The organism is Acidobacteriota bacterium (genome assembly GCA_016184105.1).
Classification (GTDB): domain Bacteria; phylum Acidobacteriota; class Vicinamibacteria; order Vicinamibacterales; family 2-12-FULL-66-21; genus JACPDI01.
Genome location: JACPDI010000063.1, coordinates 1 through 19,022, shown reverse-complemented (window position 1 = coordinate 19,022; position 19,022 = coordinate 1). Strand labels below are relative to the sequence as shown.

The 19,022-nt window shown below is 67.8% G+C and carries 19 protein-coding genes and 1 tRNA gene; 11 read left to right on the top strand and 9 right to left on the bottom strand.

Translation table 11 applies throughout. The features are described 5' to 3' along the window. The 7 genes from uvrB to HYU53_18800 form a co-directional block, all read left to right on the top strand. Nucleotides 1-1,845 (top strand): excinuclease ABC subunit UvrB (uvrB, locus tag HYU53_18830; protein MBI2223249.1); only part of this gene is annotated, 1,845 nt, incomplete at its 5' end. Then, nucleotides 1,845-2,615 carry an ABC transporter permease gene (locus HYU53_18825; GenBank protein ID MBI2223248.1) on the top strand — a complete coding sequence of 257 codons (771 nt, stop codon included), beginning with the start codon at nt 1,845-1,847 and terminating at the stop codon, nt 2,613-2,615. The genes uvrB and HYU53_18825, both read left to right, overlap by 1 nt. Continuing rightward, complete coding sequence (locus tag HYU53_18820; protein ID MBI2223247.1) at nt 2,615-3,475, top strand: ATP-binding cassette domain-containing protein; 861 nt, start codon at nt 2,615-2,617, stop codon at nt 3,473-3,475. The genes HYU53_18825 and HYU53_18820 overlap by 1 nt, the downstream gene beginning before the upstream one ends. Nucleotides 3,476-3,482: 7 nt before the next feature. Next, nucleotides 3,483-4,523 carry an MCE family protein gene (locus HYU53_18815; protein ID MBI2223246.1) on the top strand — a complete coding sequence of 347 codons (1,041 nt, stop codon included), beginning with the start codon at nt 3,483-3,485 and terminating at the stop codon, nt 4,521-4,523. 30 nt (nt 4,524-4,553) lie between these two features. Then, nucleotides 4,554-4,841, top strand: a complete 288-nt coding sequence (locus tag HYU53_18810) for a YtxH domain-containing protein (protein ID MBI2223245.1) — start codon at nt 4,554-4,556, stop codon at nt 4,839-4,841. Further along, a complete protein-coding gene (locus tag HYU53_18805) occupies nt 4,838-5,263 on the top strand; it encodes a hypothetical protein (protein MBI2223244.1) in 426 nt (141 codons plus the stop codon). Before HYU53_18810 ends, HYU53_18805 begins: the two co-directional genes overlap by 4 nt. 65 nt (nt 5,264-5,328) lie before the next feature. Further along, nucleotides 5,329-5,886, top strand: coding sequence for a hypothetical protein (locus tag HYU53_18800; GenBank protein MBI2223243.1), 558 nt, complete (start codon nt 5,329-5,331; stop codon nt 5,884-5,886). A gap of 302 nt (nt 5,887-6,188) precedes the next feature. Here the strand turns inward: HYU53_18800 and HYU53_18795 are convergent. The 3 genes from HYU53_18795 to upp all read right to left on the bottom strand — a co-directional run bounded on the left by HYU53_18795 (nt 6,189) and on the right by upp (nt 7,832). Continuing rightward, a tRNA-Val gene (locus HYU53_18795) sits at nt 6,189-6,263 on the bottom strand. A 106-nt stretch (nt 6,264-6,369) separates the two neighbouring features. Further along, nucleotides 6,370-7,200, bottom strand: coding sequence for a citryl-CoA lyase (locus HYU53_18790; GenBank protein MBI2223242.1), 831 nt, complete (start codon nt 7,198-7,200; stop codon nt 6,370-6,372). Nucleotides 7,201-7,208: 8 nt separating this feature from the next. After that, on the bottom strand, nt 7,209-7,832 hold the full coding sequence (gene upp / locus HYU53_18785; protein MBI2223241.1) for a uracil phosphoribosyltransferase: 624 nt from the start codon (nt 7,830-7,832) through the stop codon (nt 7,209-7,211). A gap of 38 nt (nt 7,833-7,870) precedes the next feature. On the opposite strand from upp, the gene HYU53_18780 reads away from it, so the two are divergent. Genes HYU53_18780 through deoC form a run of 4 tightly spaced genes read left to right on the top strand, consistent with a single transcriptional unit; the run spans nt 7,871 to nt 11,368 of the window. Continuing rightward, entirely contained in the window at nt 7,871-9,301 is a 1,431-nt protein-coding gene (locus HYU53_18780) for an amidohydrolase (protein ID MBI2223240.1), read from the top strand. Then, nucleotides 9,298-9,837 carry a hypoxanthine phosphoribosyltransferase gene (gene hpt / locus HYU53_18775; GenBank protein ID MBI2223239.1) on the top strand — a complete coding sequence of 180 codons (540 nt, stop codon included), beginning with the start codon at nt 9,298-9,300 and terminating at the stop codon, nt 9,835-9,837. The genes HYU53_18780 and hpt overlap by 4 nt, the downstream gene beginning before the upstream one ends. Further along, nucleotides 9,834-10,466 carry an RpiB/LacA/LacB family sugar-phosphate isomerase gene (locus HYU53_18770; protein ID MBI2223238.1) on the top strand — a complete coding sequence of 211 codons (633 nt, stop codon included), beginning with the start codon at nt 9,834-9,836 and terminating at the stop codon, nt 10,464-10,466. Before hpt ends, HYU53_18770 begins: the two co-directional genes overlap by 4 nt. Beyond that, on the top strand, nt 10,463-11,368 hold the full coding sequence (gene deoC / locus HYU53_18765) for a deoxyribose-phosphate aldolase (protein MBI2223237.1): 906 nt from the start codon (nt 10,463-10,465) through the stop codon (nt 11,366-11,368). The genes HYU53_18770 and deoC overlap by 4 nt, the downstream gene beginning before the upstream one ends. A 42-nt stretch (nt 11,369-11,410) precedes the next feature. Here the strand turns inward: deoC and HYU53_18760 are convergent, their stop codons facing one another. The 6 genes from HYU53_18760 to HYU53_18735 form a co-directional block, all read right to left on the bottom strand. Then, complete coding sequence (locus tag HYU53_18760) at nt 11,411-12,526, bottom strand: mechanosensitive ion channel family protein (protein ID MBI2223236.1); 1,116 nt, start codon at nt 12,524-12,526, stop codon at nt 11,411-11,413. Between the two features lie 8 nt (nt 12,527-12,534). After that, nucleotides 12,535-13,923 (bottom strand): tryptophanase, encoded by a 1,389-nt coding sequence (locus HYU53_18755; GenBank protein ID MBI2223235.1) that lies wholly within the window; start codon nt 13,921-13,923, stop codon nt 12,535-12,537. Then, nucleotides 13,920-15,212, bottom strand: coding sequence for a PAS domain-containing sensor histidine kinase (locus HYU53_18750; protein ID MBI2223234.1), 1,293 nt, complete (start codon nt 15,210-15,212; stop codon nt 13,920-13,922). Before HYU53_18750 ends, HYU53_18755 begins: the two co-directional genes overlap by 4 nt. Nucleotides 15,213-15,347: 135 nt before the next feature. Further along, entirely contained in the window at nt 15,348-16,736 is a 1,389-nt protein-coding gene (locus HYU53_18745; protein MBI2223233.1) for a sigma-54-dependent Fis family transcriptional regulator, read from the bottom strand. 30 nt (nt 16,737-16,766) lie between these two features. Continuing rightward, the gene (locus HYU53_18740; protein MBI2223232.1) at nt 16,767-17,510 is read right to left on the bottom strand and encodes an ABC transporter ATP-binding protein; all 744 of its coding nucleotides are present in this window, start codon (nt 17,508-17,510) and stop codon (nt 16,767-16,769) included. A 30-nt stretch (nt 17,511-17,540) separates the two neighbouring features. Continuing rightward, entirely contained in the window at nt 17,541-18,797 is a 1,257-nt protein-coding gene (locus tag HYU53_18735) for an HlyD family efflux transporter periplasmic adaptor subunit (GenBank protein ID MBI2223231.1), read from the bottom strand. Between the last annotated feature and the right edge of the window lie 225 nt (nt 18,798-19,022).

Here is a 19,022-nt window from a genome sequence, read left to right as displayed (position 1 = left end):
CGCGTGAACCGGCCGACGCTCGTGATGGTCCACAACAAGACGCTCGCGGCGCAGCTGTTCCAGGAGTTCCGCCGCTTTTTTCCGTCGAACGCCGTCGAGTACTTCGTCAGCTACTACGACTACTACCAGCCCGAGGCGTACGTGCCGTCCAGCGACACGTACATCGAGAAAGAAGCGACGATCAACGACGAGATCGACCGCATGCGCCTGTCGGCGACGCGCTCGCTCTTCGAGCGGCGCGACGTCATTATTGTCGCCAGCGTGTCGTGCATCTACGGCCTCGGCTCGCCCGAGGCCTACTACGGGATGATGCTGCCCCTCGAGCGCGGGCAGCGGATCGGCCGCGACCAGATCCTGCGCAAGCTCGTGGAAATCCAGTACGAGCGGAACGACCACGAGTTCGGGCGCGGCACGTTCCGCGTGCGCGGCGACATCGTCGAGATCTCCCCGTCGTACGAGGATATCGGGCTCCGCATCGAGCTGTTTGGCGACGAGGTGGACGAACTCGCGTCCTTCGACCCGATCACCGGGAAGGCGACGCGCAAGCACGACAAGCTGGCGATTTATCCGAAGTCGCACTTCGTCACTCCGCGCGAGAACACGAAGCGCGCCGTCGAGAGCATCAGGGCGGAGCTCGAGTGGCGGCGGGGGGCGCTCGAGTCCGAAGGGAAGGTCCTCGAAGCGCAGCGCCTGCACCAGCGGACGATGTTCGATCTCGAGATGATGAAGGAGATCGGCTACTGCCACGGCATCGAGAACTACGCGCGGCACCTGACCGGGCGCCCGCCCGGCGCACCGCCGCCAACGCTGCTCGACTACCTCCCCGGCGACGCACTCGTCATCGTCGACGAGAGCCACCAGACCGTGCCGCAGATCCGCGGGATGTACCATGGCGACCGCTCGCGGAAAGAGGTGCTCGTCGCCTACGGGTTCCGGCTGCCGTCCGCGCTCGACAATCGTCCGCTCAATTTCGAGGAGTGGGAGGCGCGCGCGCACCAGATCGTCTTCGTGTCGGCGACACCCGGCCCGTACGAGCTGCAGAAGAGCGGCGGCGTAGTGGTCGAACAGATCATCCGCCCGACGGGGCTGGTGGACCCCGTCATCGAGGTGCGGACCGTGCGCGGCCAGGTCGACGACCTGCTGAAGGAGATTCGCTGCACGGTGGCGCGCGGCGAGCGTGTCCTGGTGACCACGCTCACCAAGCGCATGGCCGAGGACCTGACGCAGTACTATCAGGAGCTTGGCGTCCGGGTGCGTTACCTCCATTCGGACATCGACACGCTCGAGCGCGTGCAGATCCTGCGCGACCTCCGGCGCGGCGAGTTCGACGTGCTCGTGGGAATAAACCTGCTGCGCGAGGGGTTGGACCTTCCTGAGGTCTCGCTGGTGGCGATCCTCGATGCCGACAAGGAAGGCTTCCTGCGCTCCGGCGGGTCGCTGATCCAGACGGTGGGGCGCGCGGCGCGCAACGTCAACGGGCGCGCGATCATGTACGCCGACGTCATGACCGCGTCCATGCAGCTCGCGATCAGCGAGACCGGGCGGCGCCGCGCCGCGCAGGAGGCCTACAACCAGGAGCACGACATCACGCCGGCGTCGATCGTCAAGAACATCGACGACGTGATGAGCAGCGTGTACGAGCGGGACTACCTGACCGTGCCGGTCGTGAAGGAGCCGCAGGAAGAGTTCCGCACGCAGGACGAGCTCGACGCGTTCATCGCGGAGCTGCAGCAGCAGATGAAAGCGGCGGCGGCGAACCTCGAGTTCGAAAAGGCCGCGGCGCTGCGCGACCGCGTCAAGCAGCTGCGGTCGCGGGAACTGGGACTGGTGGGGAATCGAATCTGATGCCGAATGCCGACGGGTTCGTCAAGACGGCGCTCGTGGAAGTCCAGGAGTACGTCCGCCTGCTCGGGCAGACCGCGCGCGCGCTCGTCACGCCCCCCTTCTATTTCCGCGACGTCGTCGAGCAGTTCGAGGTGATTGGCATCGGGTCGCTGACCGTGGTGCTGCTGACCGGGACGTTCACCGGAATGGTCCTCGCGCTGCAGATGGGATTCACGATGGACCAGTTCGGCGCCCGATCCATGGTGGGCCGGATGGTCAGCGCATCGATGGTGAAAGAGCTGGGGCCGGTGCTGACGGGCCTCATGGTGGCCGGGCGCGTCGGCTCGGGCATCGCGGCGGAACTGGGCTCGATGATGGTGACCGAACAGATCGCCGCGTTGCGCGCGCTGGGCACCGACCCCGTGCGGAAGCTCGTGCTGCCGCGGATCCTCGCGGGGTTCGTGATGGTCCCCATCCTCACCGTCATCGCGTGCGCCGTGGGCATGGTGGGCGCCTGGGTCATCACGGTCTGGCAGCTGCGCGTGGCATCCAGCGTGTACTGGAACAGCGTGGTGATGGGGCTCTACATCCAGGATGTGTGGATGGGCATCATCAAACCGTTCTTCCTGGGGTTTGCGATCGTGAGCATCGGCTGCCACGTCGGCATGCGCACGCGCGGCGGGACCCAGGGCGTCGGCCACGCGACGACCAACGCGGTCGTCGCCAGCTCGGTGGCCGTCATTGCCGTGGACTTTCTCGTGACCAAGCTCCTCATCGCGCTGATGTACTGATGGCCAGAGAACGATTTCCTCCACGCGATCCCGAGGTGGTCGAGGCGCTGGGGCCGCACGGCGCCCCCATCGTGGTGTTCGATGACGTCTCGCTGGCGTTCGACGACCAGGTGATCCTCGCCGGCGTCAGCTTCACGCTGCTCGTCGGCCACACGAAGATCATCCTGGGCGCCAGCGGCGCCGGGAAGTCCACGATCCTGCGCTTGATCCTGGGCCTGCTGAAGCCGGATCGCGGGGTGATCTGGGTGAACGGCGAGCGCGTGGACGGGATGACGGAGGACGAGCTGATGGCCGTCCGCGCCGACCTCGGCATGGTGTTCCAGGAAGGCGCGCTGTTCGACTCCCTGACCGTTCGCCAGAACGTCGGGTACAAGCTGTTTGTCGAGACGAAGATGCCCTACGACGAGGCGAACCGGCGGGTCGAGGAGGTGCTCGGCTTCGTCGGCCTGGGCGAGTACATCGACCGGATGCCGTCGGAGCTGTCGGGCGGGCAGCGCCGGCGGGTCGCCATCGCGCGGGCGATGGCCGCCAAGCCACGCATCCTGCTCTACGACGAGCCGACCACGGGACTCGACCCGATAACCGCCATCACGATCGATGAAGAGATCATCAAGCTGCGCGACCTCGAGAACGTCAGCTCGATCATGGTGACGCACCAGCTGCGCGATGCGTTCTACGTCGCCACGCACACGGCGGAGCGCCGGAACGGCCGGGCGCACCTCGTGCCGGCGGGCCCCGGCAAGTGCGACGAGGCGGAATTCATCATGCTCCGGGACGGCCGGATTGCCTTCGAAGGGAACGCGTCCGAGCTGCGCGCCGCGGTGAACCAGGATCCGTACATCGCCGCATTTCTTTCATAGGAAGCTTATGCCCCGTACTCGTTCGTTGGCGTGGTCTGAACTCAAGATCGGCATCCTCGGCGTCCTGGCTCTCGTGCTCGCCTCGATGCTCATCCTCGCGGTGGGCGGCCAGGGCGGGTTCCCCTGGCAGCGCTACGAGCTGAAGACGAAGTTCGATGACGTGAGGGGGCTGAAGAGCGGAGCAGTCGTGCGCGTGGCGGGGGTCGAGGTCGGCAAGGTCACCGACGTGCGGTTCGCCGGCGCCGGCGTCGAGATCCTCATGGAAGTGTCCGAGGACATGAAGCCGCTCATCACGGACCAGTCGCGCGCGGCGATTGGATCGCTGAGCCTGCTCGGGGAGCCCGTGATCGACATCACGCCAGCCTCTGCCGGCACGCCGCTCCCCGAAGGGGGATTCATCACTCCCGGCCGGGCGGAGGGACAGATCACCGAGGTCGCCGCGTCGGCGACCGAAGGGCTCAACCAGGTCACCCTCCTCCTGCAGGATATCCGGGGTGGGAAGGGAAGCGTCGGAAAGCTGTTCACCGACGACCAGCTCTATCGCGAGATCAACGAGTTTGTCGGGTCGGCGGCCAATGTCGCCGGGCATCTCCGCCAGGGGCGCGGAACGCTCGGCAAGCTGGCGATGGACCCCGCCGCCTACGACCAGCTGAATCGTTCGCTGACGAATCTCGAATCGATCACGCGCCGGATCAACGCCGGCGAGGGAGCGCTCGGGCGACTCCTGCGCGACGAGCAGATGGCGAAATCCCTGGCCTCGATCAGCAGCAACATGGACACCCTGACCGGCCGGCTGAACCGCGGTGAGGGGACGGCCGGGAAGCTGTTGACCAACTCGGAGTTGTACGATCGCTTCAGCCGGATTGCCGCCAGCCTGGAGGAGGTGTCGTCCCGACTGACCGCCGGGCAGGGCACCGCGGGACAACTGCTGCACGATAAGCAGTTGTATGACAATATGAACTCAGCAGCCGGCGAGCTGCGCGGACTCATCGCGGAGATCCGCAGGGACCCGAAGAAGTACCTGAATGTGAAGGTGTCGATTTTCTAGGCCTCGTGCCTGATTCAGCGGGGTAACACGATGTCACGGGATGAAGCGGGCGGCGGAAGCCTGATTGCGGCGTTTCTGATTGGCGCGGTGACCGGGGCCGCGGTGGCGCTGCTGCTGGCACCCACCACGGGCGAAGAGATGCGCCGGATCATCGGCGACAGGGCGCGCGAGGGGCGCGAGAAGGCCAACGAGGCGGCGCGCCAGGGACGCGAATGCGTCAACCGCCAGCGCGACTCGGTTGCGACGGCGGTGGATCGGGGCCGCGAGGCCTACCAGCGCGCCAGGGAGTCCGCGCGCGGTACCGGGGAGAACACGTGAGCGAGTGGGGGACCATTTTCCTGGGGGTCATCGCGGCGGCGACGCTGGCGATGGCCGTGCTGCAGGTGGGAGCCGTGATCGCCGCCGCGCGCCTCGCCCGGCGGGTGGAGCGCCTGGCCGACGAAGTGCACGCCGAGATGAAGCCGCTCGTGGCGCGCGCGCACGCCATTGCCGAGGACGCCCAGCGCGTCGCGACGCTGGCGGCCGCCCAGGTCGAGCGCGTCGACACGCTGATGTCCGACCTGACCCGCCGGGTGGACGAGACGGCCGGGGTGCTGCAACGCGCGATCGTCGCGCCGGCCCGCGAAGGCATGGCCCTCATCGCGGGGTTGAAAGCGGGCTTCGCGCTGCTGCGCGGCAACCGCCCCTCGACCTCCGGGTCCGGGCGGCTTGAGGAGGAGGACGCGCTTTTCATCGGCTGATAGTGTAATCTGCACCTGTCTGGCGTTCTGCCAACCGCAATCTGATTCTCATTCCGGGGGTCGTCATGGCGCACGTTCCCAACGCTATCCGGCTCGTGGCAGCGGCGGCTGCTGCCGTCGCGCTTTTCGTGGTTCCGGTTTCCGCCCAGGAGGCCCGTTCGGCTGCCGCCGCCAAAGCACTGGCGCAGCTCATGGAAAAAGGGCAGATGGACAGCATCGCCGCGGCATTGCCGGACGCGGGCGATGCGTTCGTTGCCGCCATGTTCATCCCCGGCGAGCTGATGGTCGTCTCCGCGAAGTACTCCGCCCCCTCGCTCCTGCGCGAGAAGATCATGAAGAAGGAGTACCGCGACGTCTACGTCGACCTGAACAGCGCGGCGCTCCCGAAGTCGCGTGTGTTCATCGAGGATTTGAACCTCGACGGCCTGGTGGCGAAGCCGGAGGACAACGTGGGCTTCGACACGTACGAAAGCCCCGACGGCCGCTGGGCGTTCGACGGCGAGTGGCGCAAGCAGAAGCTGTCCGAGGACGAGTACCGGAAGCGCTTCGCCGAGGCGGACGCGCTGTACGGGCGGCTGCTCGACGCGCTGCTGGCCGAGCTCAAGAAGCCTGCGACGGATTGATTGACACGCCTCGCGGCGAGGCTTATATTCGCCGTACGCAGTACGCGCCGTGGCGCTGAGAGCTCGGCGCCGTGAAGCGTGTGCCAGGGCCATCCGGGCTCGCGTGCGTTTCCGGATTGCGGACTGCGTGGAACGCCCCGTTTGCAACGAAGCAGGTCGCGGTTGGCCAGGCATCCCGCCACCAACACCGCGCCCAGCGCTGATCCGGTGCTAGCCTCCCGGAACAGCCGCCCGACTTCGGCAGACTGGGCGTTCTTTTCGTGTACGAGGATTCCACGGGGGTTCGAACGCCAGGTCAAGGTTGGTGGGCGCTAGTGGATTCGAACCACTGACCCCCGCCGTGTGAAGGCGATGCTCTACCGCTGAGCCAAGCGCCCAACCTCAGAGGAAGACAAAATTATATCGGTTCGACGCGGCGCGTTCAACGCGGGAACCTTTGTCCGAACCCCCGCCCGAACCTCTGTCCGAACCCGCGTCCCCCGCTCAGACCCGCCGCGTCTCCGGCAGCCGCCGCTGCGCGGGCCCGTCATAGACGAAGCCCTGCGGATCGATCCGCCGCAGCGGCTCGTGGCGCTCGTGCTCCTCGAGGGCGTGCGCGACGATGCCGGGGATGCGCGAGATCATGAACAGGCCGTCGGCGACCTCCGCCTTGATCCCGAGGTCGCCGCACACCGCCGCAATCGCGCCGTCGATGTTCACCGGCGCCTGCTGCTCCTCCTTGCTCGGCCGCTCGTGCAGCGCCATCTCCATCGCGCGGATGAAGCGCACGTGCTCGCCGTCCAGCTCCAGCTCCATGGCCATCTGGAACAGCCGCGCCGCGCGCGGGTCGAACGTGTGGATGCGGTGGCCGAAACCGGGCGGCAGCTCGCCGCGCTCGCGGTACTGCTTCAGGACCTCCTCGGCCGCATCCTTCACGCGCGTGCCGTTGCGGACCCGTGCCAGCCCCTGGTCCAGCATCTCCATCGTCGCCTGGATGTCGCCGCCGAAGAAGCGCCCGAATCCCAGCACGCCCGCCGCGACACACCCCCGCAGGGTCGCCCCGGTCGTCGCGACGTTGCGTGCCGCCAGCGTGGAAGGGGGCGTCGGCCCGTGGTCGATGAACGAGACGAGCATCGCCTCGACCAGCTTGCCGATACCTGCCGTCGGCAGCTCGCCGACGAGCAGCAGGTAAATCGCCTCGCCGAACGCCAGGCGTCCCATCATCTCGTCCAGCGGGTAGCCGCGGACGAGGATCTTGTTCGGCTCGATTGCCGTCAGGGCGGTGCGCCACCGCTCCTCGCCGCTGCGGGGCTTCGATCGACGGTCCTCCGCCACGATGCCTCCTACGTCGTTCCGTAGAGCCGGTCGCCGAAATCCCCCAGCCCCGGCACGATGAACTTGTGCTCGTTGAGTCCCTGGTCGACGACGGGCGTGTAGATGTGGACGTCCGGGAACTCGCGCTCGACGAGCGCGACCCCTTCCGGCGCCGCGACGATGCAAATCATGAGAATGTCGCGGGCCCCGGATTCGCGAAGCAGCCGGAGACCGGCGACGGCGCTGCCGCCGGTTGCCAGCATGGGATCGATGATGAGGACGTGGCTGCCCGCCAGGTTGGCGGGAAACTTCGTGTAGTAGCGTGAGGCGATCGCGGTGATCTCGTCGCGCTGCAGGCCGATGTGACCGACCCGCGCCTGGGGCACCAGCTCCAGGACGGCATCGAGCATGCCGAGCCCCGCGCGGAGCACGGGGACGACGACAAGGTGCGCGCCGATCCGCCTCGCGGGCGCGGGCCCGAGCGGCGTCTGCACGGACCCGTTTCGCGTTGGGAGGTCCGCCAGCGCCTCTGTCGCGAGGAGCAGGCTGATGCGGTTGGCCGTCCGGCGGAATTCCTCGGGCGGCGTGCCCGCATCGCGCAGCGTGGCGAGCGCGTCGTGCACGAGGGGATGCTGAACGGTGTGCAGTGGCACGCCGAAATCATACACGAACGGGATAAAATGTTGCCTTCATGGCAATGAAGCGCTCCGGCGGCCCGGCTGCCGCGCTCGTGGTGCTCGCCGCGCTCGCCTCGGCGATCGCCGGCAGCCGCGCGCAGGCGGCGCAGGCGCGCCCGCGCCCGCGTGTCGTGTCGCTGGTCATCACCAACGGCACGATCGTGACGATGGACGGCGCGCGGCGAGTCCTCGGCGGCGGCGCTATCGCCATCGACGGCCCGACGATCGTCGCCGTGGATCGCGCGGCCGCGATTGCCTCGGCCTACCGCGGGCGCGCGACGATCGACGCGCGCGGCGCGATCGTGATGCCGGGCCTCATCAACACCCACACGCACGCGCCGATGGTGCTGTATCGCGGCCTGGCCGACGACCTCGCGCTCATGGACTGGCTGCAGAAGTACATCTTTCCCGCGGAGGCGAAGACGGTGTCGCCGGCGTTCGTGGCGGCCGGCACGCGGCTGGCGGCGCTCGAGATGATCCGGTCGGGCACCACCACCTACGCGGACATGTACTACTTCGAGGAAGAGATTGCGCGCGTGACGAAGGCCGCGGGCCTGCGCGGCGTCCTCGGCCAGACGATCATCCGGTTCCCGGTGCCGGATGCGAAGACGCCCGCCGAGGGGCTGGCGCGCGCCGAGGCCTTCGCGAGGCAGTTCGCCGGCGATCCGCTGATCACGCCGGCCGTGGCGCCGCACTCGATGTACACGCTGGATGCCGGAACGCTGCGGCAGGCGCGGGCGCTCGCGGATCAACTCGGCATCCCGGTCCTGACGCACCTGGCGGAGACCGAGGACGAGGTCAACATTTCGAATGCCCGGCACAAGCTCTCGCCCGCCGCGTACCTCGATTCGCTGGGGTTCTGGAAGCCGGGCACGCTGGCGGCGCACGGCGTGTGGCTCACGCCGGCGGACATCGACATCCTGAAGCGCGGCGGCGCGGGCGTGTCGCACAATCCGGAGAGCAACATGAAGCTTGCGAGCGGGATTGCGCCGGTGCTCGCGACGCGCGCCGCGGGCGTGCCGGTGGGCCTCGGCACGGATGGGGCGGCGAGCAACAATGACCTCGACATGTTCGAGGCCATGCGCCAGGCGGCGTTCCTGCACAAGGTCGCGTCGAAAGATCCGCGCGCGATGCCCGCAGGCGATGCGCTGGCGATGGCCACGATCGAAGGGGCCCGCGCGCTCGGGATGGCCGACCGGATCGGCTCGCTCGAGCCCGGCAAGCGGGCCGACGTGATCGTGGTGGGCACCACCGCGCCGCGCCAGTCCCCGATGTACGATCCCGTTTCGCATCTCGTCTATGTCACCCGGGGCGATGACGTCGTCGCGACCGTGGTGGACGGGCGGGTGCTCATGCGCGATCGCCGCGTGCTGACGCTCGACGAGCGGGCCGTGCTGGCGGAATCGAAAACCATGGCGGAACAGGTGAGGGCAGCCGTCCAATGATCCAGGAGATCCTGCTGACCGAGGACACGATCCAGACGCGCATCCGCGAGCTGGGAGAGGAGATCGTACGGGATCATCCGCGGGGCGCGGAGATCCACCTCGTGGGCGTCCTCAAGGGCGGCTTCATGTTCCTGTCGGACCTGGTCAGGGCGATGGAAGCGAACGTGACGCTTGATTTCATGGCGGTGTCCAGCTACGGCAAGGGCACGAAGTCCTCCGGCGAAGTGCGCGTGCTGAAGGATCTCGACAGCTCGCTGGAGGGGCGCCACGTGGTCATCGTCGAGGACATCGTCGACACGGGCCTGACGCTGAAGTACATGCAGGAGATCCTGCACGCGCGGGGCCCGAAGACGCTCAAGACGGCATGCCTGCTCAGCAAGCCGTCGCGCCGGAAGATCACGGTGCCGGTGGAGTACATCGGCTTTGAGATCGATGACAAGTTCGTCGTCGGGTACGGGCTGGACTTCGCAGAGCAGTTTCGCCATCTGCCGTACATCGGCGTGCTGAAGGCGCCGGACGGCGCGGAGCCGGAATGAAGCCGTTCGACATCATCACCGAGGCGGACGCGCGCACCATCGAATACGGTTCAACCGTGGAGCTGGCGGCTGGCGGCCACGTGACGCCGCTGGCGCAGGACACGCTGCGTGCCCGCCGGATCACCGTGGTGCCCGCCGGATCGTTCGATCCGGCGCTGCCGCCGGACCTCGCGCCGGTGGCAGACGTGCGGCGGGTCGCCATCGGCTCGGATCACACGGGTCTCGCGATGAAGGCCGACCTGGTGCAGCATCTCCGGGGCAGCGGCCTGGCGGTGGAGGACGTGGGCACGCACTCGAAGGACTCGGTGGACTATCCTGACATCGCGTCCGCGGTGGCGCTGCGGGTGGCGCGGAAGGAAGCGGATGCGGGGATCGTCATCGACGGCGCGGGGATCGGCTCCGCCATTGCCGCCAACAAGGTCCGCGGCATCCGCGCCGTGATGGCGGTGAACACCACGCTGGCGCGCTACGGGCGCGAGCACAATGGGGCGAACGTGCTGACGCTCGGGTCGTCGCTGCTCGACGCCGGGGAGGCGCGCGAGATCGTGCAGACGTTTCTCTCGACGCCGATGCGGGAGGCGCGGTACATCCGGCGGCTGCTGAAGATCAGGGACATGGAACGGCGATGAACCAACAGGAACTGGCGCGCCTGATCCAGATCGTCACCGAGGAGGTCCTGGCCGCTGCCGGGCAGCTGCAGGGAGGGGGCGCGTGCGCGTGCCACTCCGTGCTGTACGAGTGCTGCCCCGATCGCCTCCAGGGCGTGCTGCAGGCCGGCGCGACGAGGCTGGGCCTGCACGCGACGGGCGGTTCGACCGGGGCCGTTTCGTCGATGATCGATCACACCCTGTTGAAGCCGGATGCCACGCGGCAGGATGTCGAGAAGCTGTGCCGCGAGGCCGCCGAGTTCCATTTCGCGACCGTGTGCGTGAACCCGACGTGGGTGGCTTTCGCGGCGTCGCGGCTGCGGGGCACCGGCGTGGGCGTGACCTCGGTGGTCGGCTTCCCACTGGGGGCCACGACGCCGGACGTCAAGCACTACGAGACGCGCCGGGCGATCTTCGACGGCGCCGCCGAGATCGACATGGTCATCAACGTCGGCGCGCTCAAGTCCGGCGACCTGCGCGTCGTCGAGCGCGACATCGAGGCGGTCACCGCGCCGTGCCGTGACAGCGGGGTGGTGAGCAAGGTGATCATCGAGGCGGCGCTGCTCACCGACGAGGAGAAAATGACCGCCTGCACGCTCGCGAAAGCCGCCGGCGCGAACTTCGTCAAGACGTCCACCGGCTTCGGCCCCGGTGGGGCCACCGTGTCCGACATCATGCTGATGCGACGCGTCGTCGGGGAAGAGATGGGGGTGAAAGCCGCCGGCGGCGTGCGCGACTACGAGGGGCTCAAGGCCATGGTCGCCGCCGGTGCGACACGGGTTGGCGCCTCGGCCGGCGTGAAGATCGTCCAGGAGTCGCAGGGGCGGGCGCTGCCGGGCGGCGACAGCGCGCCGCCAGCGCCCACCGGCCCGCGTTCGTACTAGGCGCTGCGCTCCGCCCACTGTCGATTGCCCACTGCCCACTACTCAGATCTGCCTCACTGTCAGCTCCTGCTTCGGCACCGGCGGTTTGATCCCGTTGTCCTCGAACGCCCTCCTGATTCGTTTCCGCAGCTCGCGCCCGACATCCCACTGTTTGAGCGGCGCCGTCTTCACGCGCAGCTTGATCGTGACCTCCCAGTTGGCGATCGACTCTACGCCGACGACCTCGGCGTCGGCGCCGATATGCGGCCGCCACATCGGGTCGGCCTGGAGGGCGGCGCCGACCTCGCGCAGCAGCGTGATGACGCGGTCCGGGTCCTCGTCGTATCCGACCGTCACGTCCAGCACGGCATAGGCAAACTCGCGCGACTTGTTCGAGAGGATTGAAATCGCACCGGCGGGGACCACGTGCACGGTGCCGTCGAAGTCCCTGAGCACGACGGTGCGCAGGTTGATCGCTTCGACCAGGCCGCCGATGCCGTTGCCGTTCACGCTGATCACATCCCCCACGCGGACCTGGTCCTCGAAGGTCAAGAAGAAGCCCGCAATCAGGTCCCGCACGAGCGCTTGCGCGCCGAAGCCGAGCGCGACGCCGGCGATCCCGGCCGCCGACAGGAGCGGCATGATGTCCATGCCCAGCTCGCGCAGGATCATCAGGAGGGCGATGGCCAGGACGAGCGCGGTCATGGCCTTGCGCAGCACGTCGCCCAGCGTTCGGGCGCGCTTCGCCCGCTCGAGCAGGTCCGCCCCGCCGGCATGGGAGACGTCATCCTCGAAGCGCCCGACGAGGAGCGCCATCGTGCGGATGGCGGCGTACGCCAGCACGGCGATGAACAGCGCGCGCAGGCCGGAGGCGAAGAACCACTCGCTGAGCGTGTGCAACGGCAGGCCGGTGCGCGCCCGGTAGCCGAACGCCTCGACGGCGGGGAAGAAGAAGGCGGCGGCCGCCACGAGAAACACCATAGCGGCAATGAACCGCACCGGCCGCCTGATGGCGTGACTGCCGGCGACCGCCACCCGGGGGCCGCCGACGACCCACACGAGCAGTCCGCGCACGAGCCGCGCGGCGACGAGCGCCACGATGTACGCGGCGGCCACGGTGACGGCAAGCGCCAGGAGCAGGATCGCAATCGGAGGCGGCGAGAGGAAGACTCGATGCATGGGTGTGTTCAGAGGGGTTCGAAGCGCGCCGTGAAATGCCGCAGGACCTTCGGGGCGGCGGCGATACGGTAGCCGCGGAGCGGCGCCGCCTGGCGCGCCACTGAAAGCACGACCTCCGCGACGTAGTCGATGTGCGATTGCGTGTAGACGCGCCGCGGGATGGCCAGCCGCACGAGGTCCATGGCCGCCGGCGTTTCGCTCCCGTCGGGGTGCAGGCCGAACATCACGGTGCCGATCTCGACGCCGCGGATGCCCCCTTCGAGGTAGAGCGCGTTGGCGAGCGCGATGCCCGGGTACTGCAACGGGGGAATGTGCGGCAGCAGGGCGCGCGCATCCACGTAGATGGCGTGTCCCCCGGTCGGCCGGATAATCGGGACGCCCCCCGCAACCAGCTTGTCTCCGAGGTACTCCGTCGACCGGATGCGGTACCGCAGGTACGGTTCCTCGACGACTTCCTCCAGCCCGCGTGCAATCGCCTCGAGGTCATAGCCCGCCAACCCGCCGTAGGTGGGGAACCCTTCGGTGAGAATCAGCAGGTTGCGCGCCGCCTCCGCCCAGGCGCCATCGTTCAGCGCAAGGAAGCCGCCGATGTTCGCAAGGCCGTCCTTCTTCGCCGACATCGTGCAGCCGTCCGCCAGGCGGAACATCTCACGCGCGATGTCGCGCGGCGGCACGTCGCGCATGCCCGGCTCGCGGAGCTTGATGAAGTACGCGTTCTCGGCAAAGCGGCACGCATCCAGGAAGAAGGGTTTCCCGTACTTGTCGCAGAGCCTCCTCACGCCCTTCAGATTCTCGAGCGACACCGGCTGGCCGCCTCCCGAGTTGTTGGTGACGGTGACCATCACGAGGGGGACCCGGGTCCCGCCGTGCAGCCGGCGATCGTCTTCCAGCAGGTGCTCGAGGGCGCCGAGGTCGACGTTCCCCTTGAACGGATGCATCTTCGCGGGCACGCGCCCCTCGGCAATCACCAGGTCGCGCGCCTCGGCTCCTTCCACTTCGATGTTGGCGCGCGTCGTGTCGAAATGGTTGTTGTTCGGCACGATCTGCCCGTCGCGCACCTGCGTATGAAACAGGATGCGCTCGGCCGCACGTCCCTGGTGCGTCGGGATGATGTGCTCGAACCCCGTCAGGTCGCGGACGACGTCGCGGAACCGGTAGAAGGACCGGCTGCCGGCGTAGCTTTCGTCGCCCTGCATCAGCGCGCCCCACTGCTGCGACGACATCGCGCCCGTGCCCGAGTCGGTCAGGAGATCGATCAGGACGTCCTCGGCGTGAAGCAGGAAGACATTGTGGCCCGCGGCAGCGAGCGCCGCGTCCCGGTGCGGCCGATCGGTGAACTTGATCGGCTCGACCGACTTGATGCGAAACGGTTCGATGATGGTCTTGTATGGAGTCATTGGATGAGCGGGAGTCGCACGGTCGCTCTGCAGCCCCGTGCATCGGTACGGTTGTCGAGCGTCACCGTCCCCCCGTGTGCCTCCGCGATCTGGCGGCTGAGGACCAGCCCGATCCCGGAACCTCCCGGTTTCGTCGTGTAAAACGGCACGAACAGATTGCCCGGATTGGCCAGGCCCGGCCCGTCGTCTTCAACCCACAGTTCGAACGCGCCCGCGCGGCGCTGCCAGCCGACCCTCACGTGCCCGCCGCTCGACCGGGCCTCGAGTGTCGCATCGACCGCGTTGCGGACCAGGTTAATCAACAACTGCTCGAGCTGATCGGTGTCGGCGTGGACGGTTCCGGCCGGGCCTTCGACGATCGTGACCGCGAGTCGCTGCTCGAGGCCGACGGCTCGCGCGACGAACGAACCGACGTCGACGGCCTGCGGCTGCGGTGCGGGCAGCCGCGCGAGCCGCGCGTAGGCGGTCATGAATCGCGACAGGGAGTCGGAACGGGTGGCAATCACCGACAGGCCGCGTTGGAGATCGTCCCGCGAGTCGGCGGGCGGAGGCTCGCGATCGACGAGCGATGAGAGGCTCGCCGCGATCGATTTAATCGGCGCGAGCGAGTTGTTCATCTCGTGGCCGATCACGCGGATCAGGCGCTGCCAGGCCTGGCGCTCCTCCTCGCGCAGGACGCGGCTCAAATCAGACAGCACGAGGAGTTCGTGCGGGCGCCCCCCCTGGCGGAACTCGCTGCGGCGGATCTCCCAGCGTCCAGGCCCGCCGGGGAACGCCGCGTTGAGGACGCGCGGCGTGTCACCTTCCAGGCAGCCGTCGAGGCCGAGCTGCGCCGCGGTGCTCCCGAGCAGCCGCTCGGCCGGCCGGCCAAGCAGGTCCGCCGCCGCGCGGTTCATCAACTTCAACTTCCGCTCGTCGTCGAACGTGAACACGGCGACGTCGATCTCGGCCATCACCTTTCTCAGGAGCGTGGTCGCCTCGAGCGCGCCCATCCGCTGATCGCGGAGCGTGTCGACGAGCGCGTTCACCTCGATCATCACCTGTCCCAGGGGATCTTCGCGGGTGGCCCCGCGGGCCCGGATGGAGAAGTCCCCCTCGCCGAGCGCCGCCAGGAGGTTCGACAGGGTCTGCAGCGGAATGACGATGCGGTCGCGGAGGGCGAAGGCGAAGCCGATCAGGACGCTGAGGATCAGCGCCGTCAGCGTCCATTGCACCTTCGGCGCGTAGTCGCCCGTCCAGAGAAAGATGAGGGAGATGAGGCTCCCCGGCGCGGCCGCGGCAAACGCCATCAGCAGGATGTGCGCGTCGTGCGACAGGCGCGGAACGTGCCACCGGGGAAGTCTCACCGCAGAACGCGCAGAACTCACAGGGTGTCCTAGAGTGTATCCAAAAACCCCTTGCGTGTTCCGCGCTTTCTGCGCTTTTCAGAGCCCGTATCGCTGGAGCCGGCGATACAACGCGCTGCGACTGAGACCCAGCGCCTTGGCGGCCTGGCTGACGTTGCCGCCGAAGCGGGTCATCGCCTTCTTGATCAGGAAGCACTCCACCTCCTCGAGGCTCATGTCCTCGAGGCGCCCCACGGCGTCCCGCGTCACGCGCAGCGCCAGGTCCGCGGCCTTGACCTGCGGGCCCTGTGCGAGCAGCACGGCGCGCTCAATGGCGTGATCGAGCTCGCGGACATTTCCGGGCCACGCGTGCTCGAGCAGCGATTGCATCGCGTGACTCTCGAAGCCCGTGAGCGTCTTCCGGTAGCGCTGCGCGTGCTGGCGGAGGAACTGCCGGGCGAGCAGGGGGGTGTCCTCGCGTCGGTCGCGCAGCGACGGGATCCGGATCTCCACCGTGTTCAGGCGGAAGAGCAGGTCCTGCCGAAACCGGCCGCCGGCCACTTCCTCGGCGAGATCCGAGTTGGTCGCCGAGATGAGGCGCACATCGGCGCGGCGCGTGCGCGACGATCCCAGCGGCTCGAACTCACCGGTCTCGATGACGCGGAGCAGCTTCTGCTGCTGGCTGAGCGGGACGGTGGCGATTTCGTCCAGGAACAGGGTGCCGCCGTTCGCCAGCTCGAACCGTCCGGCGCGGTCGCTCTTCGCGTCCGTGAATGCGCCGCGGACGTGCCCGAACAGCTCGGATTCGAAGACTCCTTCGGAGATGCCGCCGGCGTTGATCGTGACCATCGGCCGGGACGCGCGCAGCGACATCGAGTGGATCAGCTGCGCGATCAGGCCCTTGCCGGTCCCGTTCTCGCCGAGGATCAGCACGTTGGCATCCGATGGCGCGACGCGCGAGGCGATCTGCAGGACCTGCTGCATGGCGGGGGACTCGGCCACGACGCGCTCGCGGTGCTCGTCGCGTAGGAGCCGGTTTTCCGCCTCGAGGCGCTGGCCCCGCCGCAGCGCCTGGCTCAACTCGACCTGCGTGCGGATGATCGCCAGCAGGCGCGCGTTGTCCCACGGTTTCTGGACGAAGTCACGCGCCCCGCGCCGCATCGCCTCGACGGCGAGTTCCACGCTGCCCCACGCGGTCATCACGACAACGGGCAGCGTGGCGTCGATCGCCTGGATCCTCGTGAGCAGATCCAGGCCCTCCTCGCCGGACGTCGTGTCGCGGGCGTAGTTCAAATCAATCAGCGCGACGTCGAACTCGCGCGCGTCGAGCGCCGCGACCAGGCCCGCGGGCGAGGACGCGGTCTCCAGGTGGTGGCCTTCTCCCTTGAGCAGCAGGCGCAGGGCCTCGAGCACGTCCGGCTGATCATCGGCAACCAGGACGCGTGCAACGGCAGCGCGGCTCGACGCACTTTGCACGGCAGTCAGCACAGAGCTCCCAGCACCCCGCACTCAGCACTTCTAGTGTTGCATCTTGAAGCCGCTCTCCTCGAGCTCCTTCTCCGCGCTGCCTCTGCCGTCCTCCTCGACGATCCGGCCGTCGAAGAGATGGATGGCGCGCTCGGAGTGGCGGGCGTACCGCGGGTCGTGCGTGACCATGCAGATCGTCGCACCCTCGCGGTGCAGCTCGTGGAGCAGCTCCATCACCGACTCGCCGTTCTTCGAGTCCAGATTGCCCGTCGGTTCATCTGCCAGCAGGATCGCCGGCGACCCCGCGACGGCGCGCGCCACCGCCACGCGCTGCTGCTGGCCCCCCGAGAGCTGGCTCGGAAGGTGTTTCGCGCGGTGTGACATGCCGACCTTCTCGAGCGCCGCCATCACGCGTTGCTTGCGCTCGGCGGCTTTCATCCCGCGGTAGGTGAGCGGCAGCTCGACGTTCTCGTAAACCGTCAGATCGCCAATCAGGTTGAAGCTCTGGAAGATGAACCCGATCTCGCGGTTACGCACGCGCGCCCGCTCGGACATCGGCAGCGACGCGACCTCCCGGCCGTTGAGGACGTACTTGCCCTCGGTGGGCGAGTCCAGGAGGCCGAGAATCGACAACAGGGTGGACTTCCCGCAGCCGGACGGTCCGGCAATCGCGATGTACTCGCCCTTCGTGATCTCCAGATGGATCCCGGCCAGCGCGTGCGTTTCCACTTCGTCGGTGTAGAACACCTTCGTCACGCTGTCGAGACGAATCAGAGGTTGTGCGGACGTATCCATTGGCTCTCCTGTATCAAAATCCTGAGATCCTCAATTCAGCCTGATTCTTTCGTACTGGTCCCACGCCGACATATCCGACAGCACCACCTGGTCGCCCGGCCTGAGCCCGCTCAGAATCTCGATGGTGTTCACGGAGCTCCGCCCGAGCTGCACGGAGACGCGCACCGCCTCGCCCCCTTCAGTGAGCTTGAACAGGCCGACGGTGCTGTGCTCCTGGCCGAAGGCCGGCCGGCCCACGTAGATGACGTTGTTCATCCGTTCGAGTTCAACCGTGCCGTCGACCGACAGGTCCGGGCGTGCGCCCGGCGGCAAGGCCCCCTCGAGGCTCACGTCCACGCCGACCGTGCCGTTCTGCGCCGCCGGATCGATCCGCGAGACGCGGCCGTTCACGATGCCGTTGCGGGTGTCGATGCTGGCGAGCTGTCCGATGGACAGATCGCGCGTTTGTGTTTCGGGGATGCGAAGTTCGGCCTTCAGCGTCTTCGGGTTCGCGACCCGCGCGAGGTTGGTGCCGGGCGCCACCTGCTGGCCCACGTCTACGGGAACCACCTGGAGCACCCCTGCCATGCCGGCGCGCACCTTCAGCTGCTCGCGCTGGCGCAGGTGCAGCTCGTACATCGTCCGCAGGCGCTCGACTTCGGCCTGCTGCGGCGCCAGCTGCGCGTTCAGATTCTGCGCTGCGATCTCGAGCCGCTTCTGCTCGATCTGCCAGCGATTCTGGAGTTCCTGCGCCTGCGAGCGTGACTGCTTCAACTGCAGTTCGGAGATCAGCTTGTCCCTGTAGAGCGCCTCGTTGGCTTCGAGCTGCAGCGCCGCCTGCCGATACTCGGACTCCACGCGCGCTGACGCGGCGCGCTGGTTCAGCAGGCCGCTTTCGAGGTCCGCCTTCCGGCTTTCAAGGTTCGCCTGCGCGGCGCGGAAGTTCGCCTGGTCGCCGAGCACGGTCTGTTCGAGTTCCTGGTTGCTCAGCTCCAGGATGACCGAATCAGGGGTGACCGTCGCCCCCGGGCGCAGGACAATCCGCTCGACGCGTCCCTGGGTGTTTGCCGGGATCCACCGGATGTCTTCCGGGACCAACGTGCCGGAGCCGCGGACCTGGCGGACCATCGGGCCCTGCTTCACCGTGTCAATCCACACCGTGGCCCGATCGACCGTGGGGGCTGCCGGCTTCAGCCGGGACACCCCGATCGTGATGAGAATGATGACCGTCGCTGCCGAAATGGCGTAGATGGACTGGCGGATGCGTTTGCGCCGCTTCACATCATCGCCGCGTGGAATATCGACCATGTTCCCCTATAGAGCGAATGCGCTGCCAGCCGAGTCGCCAGCAGTAAGTCACGCGATATCAGACGTTTCCGCGCGCCATTCGGTTCAATTGTCCGTGCGTCGTGCCCGCAAGCGGGACCCGGCGTCCCATATTCGGGCAGCCGGGCATCGACAGATTGGACGAGAAAGCCCGTCCGTCCGTTTAGAGAAAGAATAGTTGGGGTCAGATCCCGAATTCGCGCTTTT

What these genes read in the sequence shown, in the direction of transcription:
- HYU53_18825 (MBI2223248.1), top strand. Translation starts at nt 1,845, where the DNA reads ATGCCGAATGCCGACGGGTTCGTCAAGACGGCGCTCGTGGAAGTCCAG.
- HYU53_18820 (MBI2223247.1), top strand. Translation starts at nt 2,615, where the DNA reads ATGGCCAGAGAACGATTTCCTCCACGCGATCCCGAGGTGGTCGAGGCG.
- HYU53_18815 (MBI2223246.1), top strand. Translation starts at nt 3,483, where the DNA reads ATGCCCCGTACTCGTTCGTTGGCGTGGTCTGAACTCAAGATCGGCATC.
- HYU53_18810 (MBI2223245.1), top strand. Translation starts at nt 4,554, where the DNA reads ATGTCACGGGATGAAGCGGGCGGCGGAAGCCTGATTGCGGCGTTTCTG.
- HYU53_18800 (MBI2223243.1), top strand. Translation starts at nt 5,329, where the DNA reads ATGGCGCACGTTCCCAACGCTATCCGGCTCGTGGCAGCGGCGGCTGCT.
- HYU53_18780 (MBI2223240.1), top strand. Translation starts at nt 7,871, where the DNA reads ATGGCAATGAAGCGCTCCGGCGGCCCGGCTGCCGCGCTCGTGGTGCTC.
- hpt (MBI2223239.1), top strand. Translation starts at nt 9,298, where the DNA reads ATGATCCAGGAGATCCTGCTGACCGAGGACACGATCCAGACGCGCATC.
- HYU53_18770 (MBI2223238.1), top strand. Translation starts at nt 9,834, where the DNA reads ATGAAGCCGTTCGACATCATCACCGAGGCGGACGCGCGCACCATCGAA.
- deoC (MBI2223237.1), top strand. Translation starts at nt 10,463, where the DNA reads ATGAACCAACAGGAACTGGCGCGCCTGATCCAGATCGTCACCGAGGAG.
- HYU53_18760 (MBI2223236.1), bottom strand. Translation starts at nt 12,526, where the DNA reads ATGCATCGAGTCTTCCTCTCGCCGCCTCCGATTGCGATCCTGCTCCTG.
- HYU53_18755 (MBI2223235.1), bottom strand. Translation starts at nt 13,923, where the DNA reads ATGACTCCATACAAGACCATCATCGAACCGTTTCGCATCAAGTCGGTC.
- HYU53_18750 (MBI2223234.1), bottom strand. Translation starts at nt 15,212, where the DNA reads ATGGCGTTTGCCGCGGCCGCGCCGGGGAGCCTCATCTCCCTCATCTTT.
- HYU53_18740 (MBI2223232.1), bottom strand. Translation starts at nt 17,510, where the DNA reads ATGGATACGTCCGCACAACCTCTGATTCGTCTCGACAGCGTGACGAAG.
- HYU53_18735 (MBI2223231.1), bottom strand. Translation starts at nt 18,797, where the DNA reads ATGGTCGATATTCCACGCGGCGATGATGTGAAGCGGCGCAAACGCATC.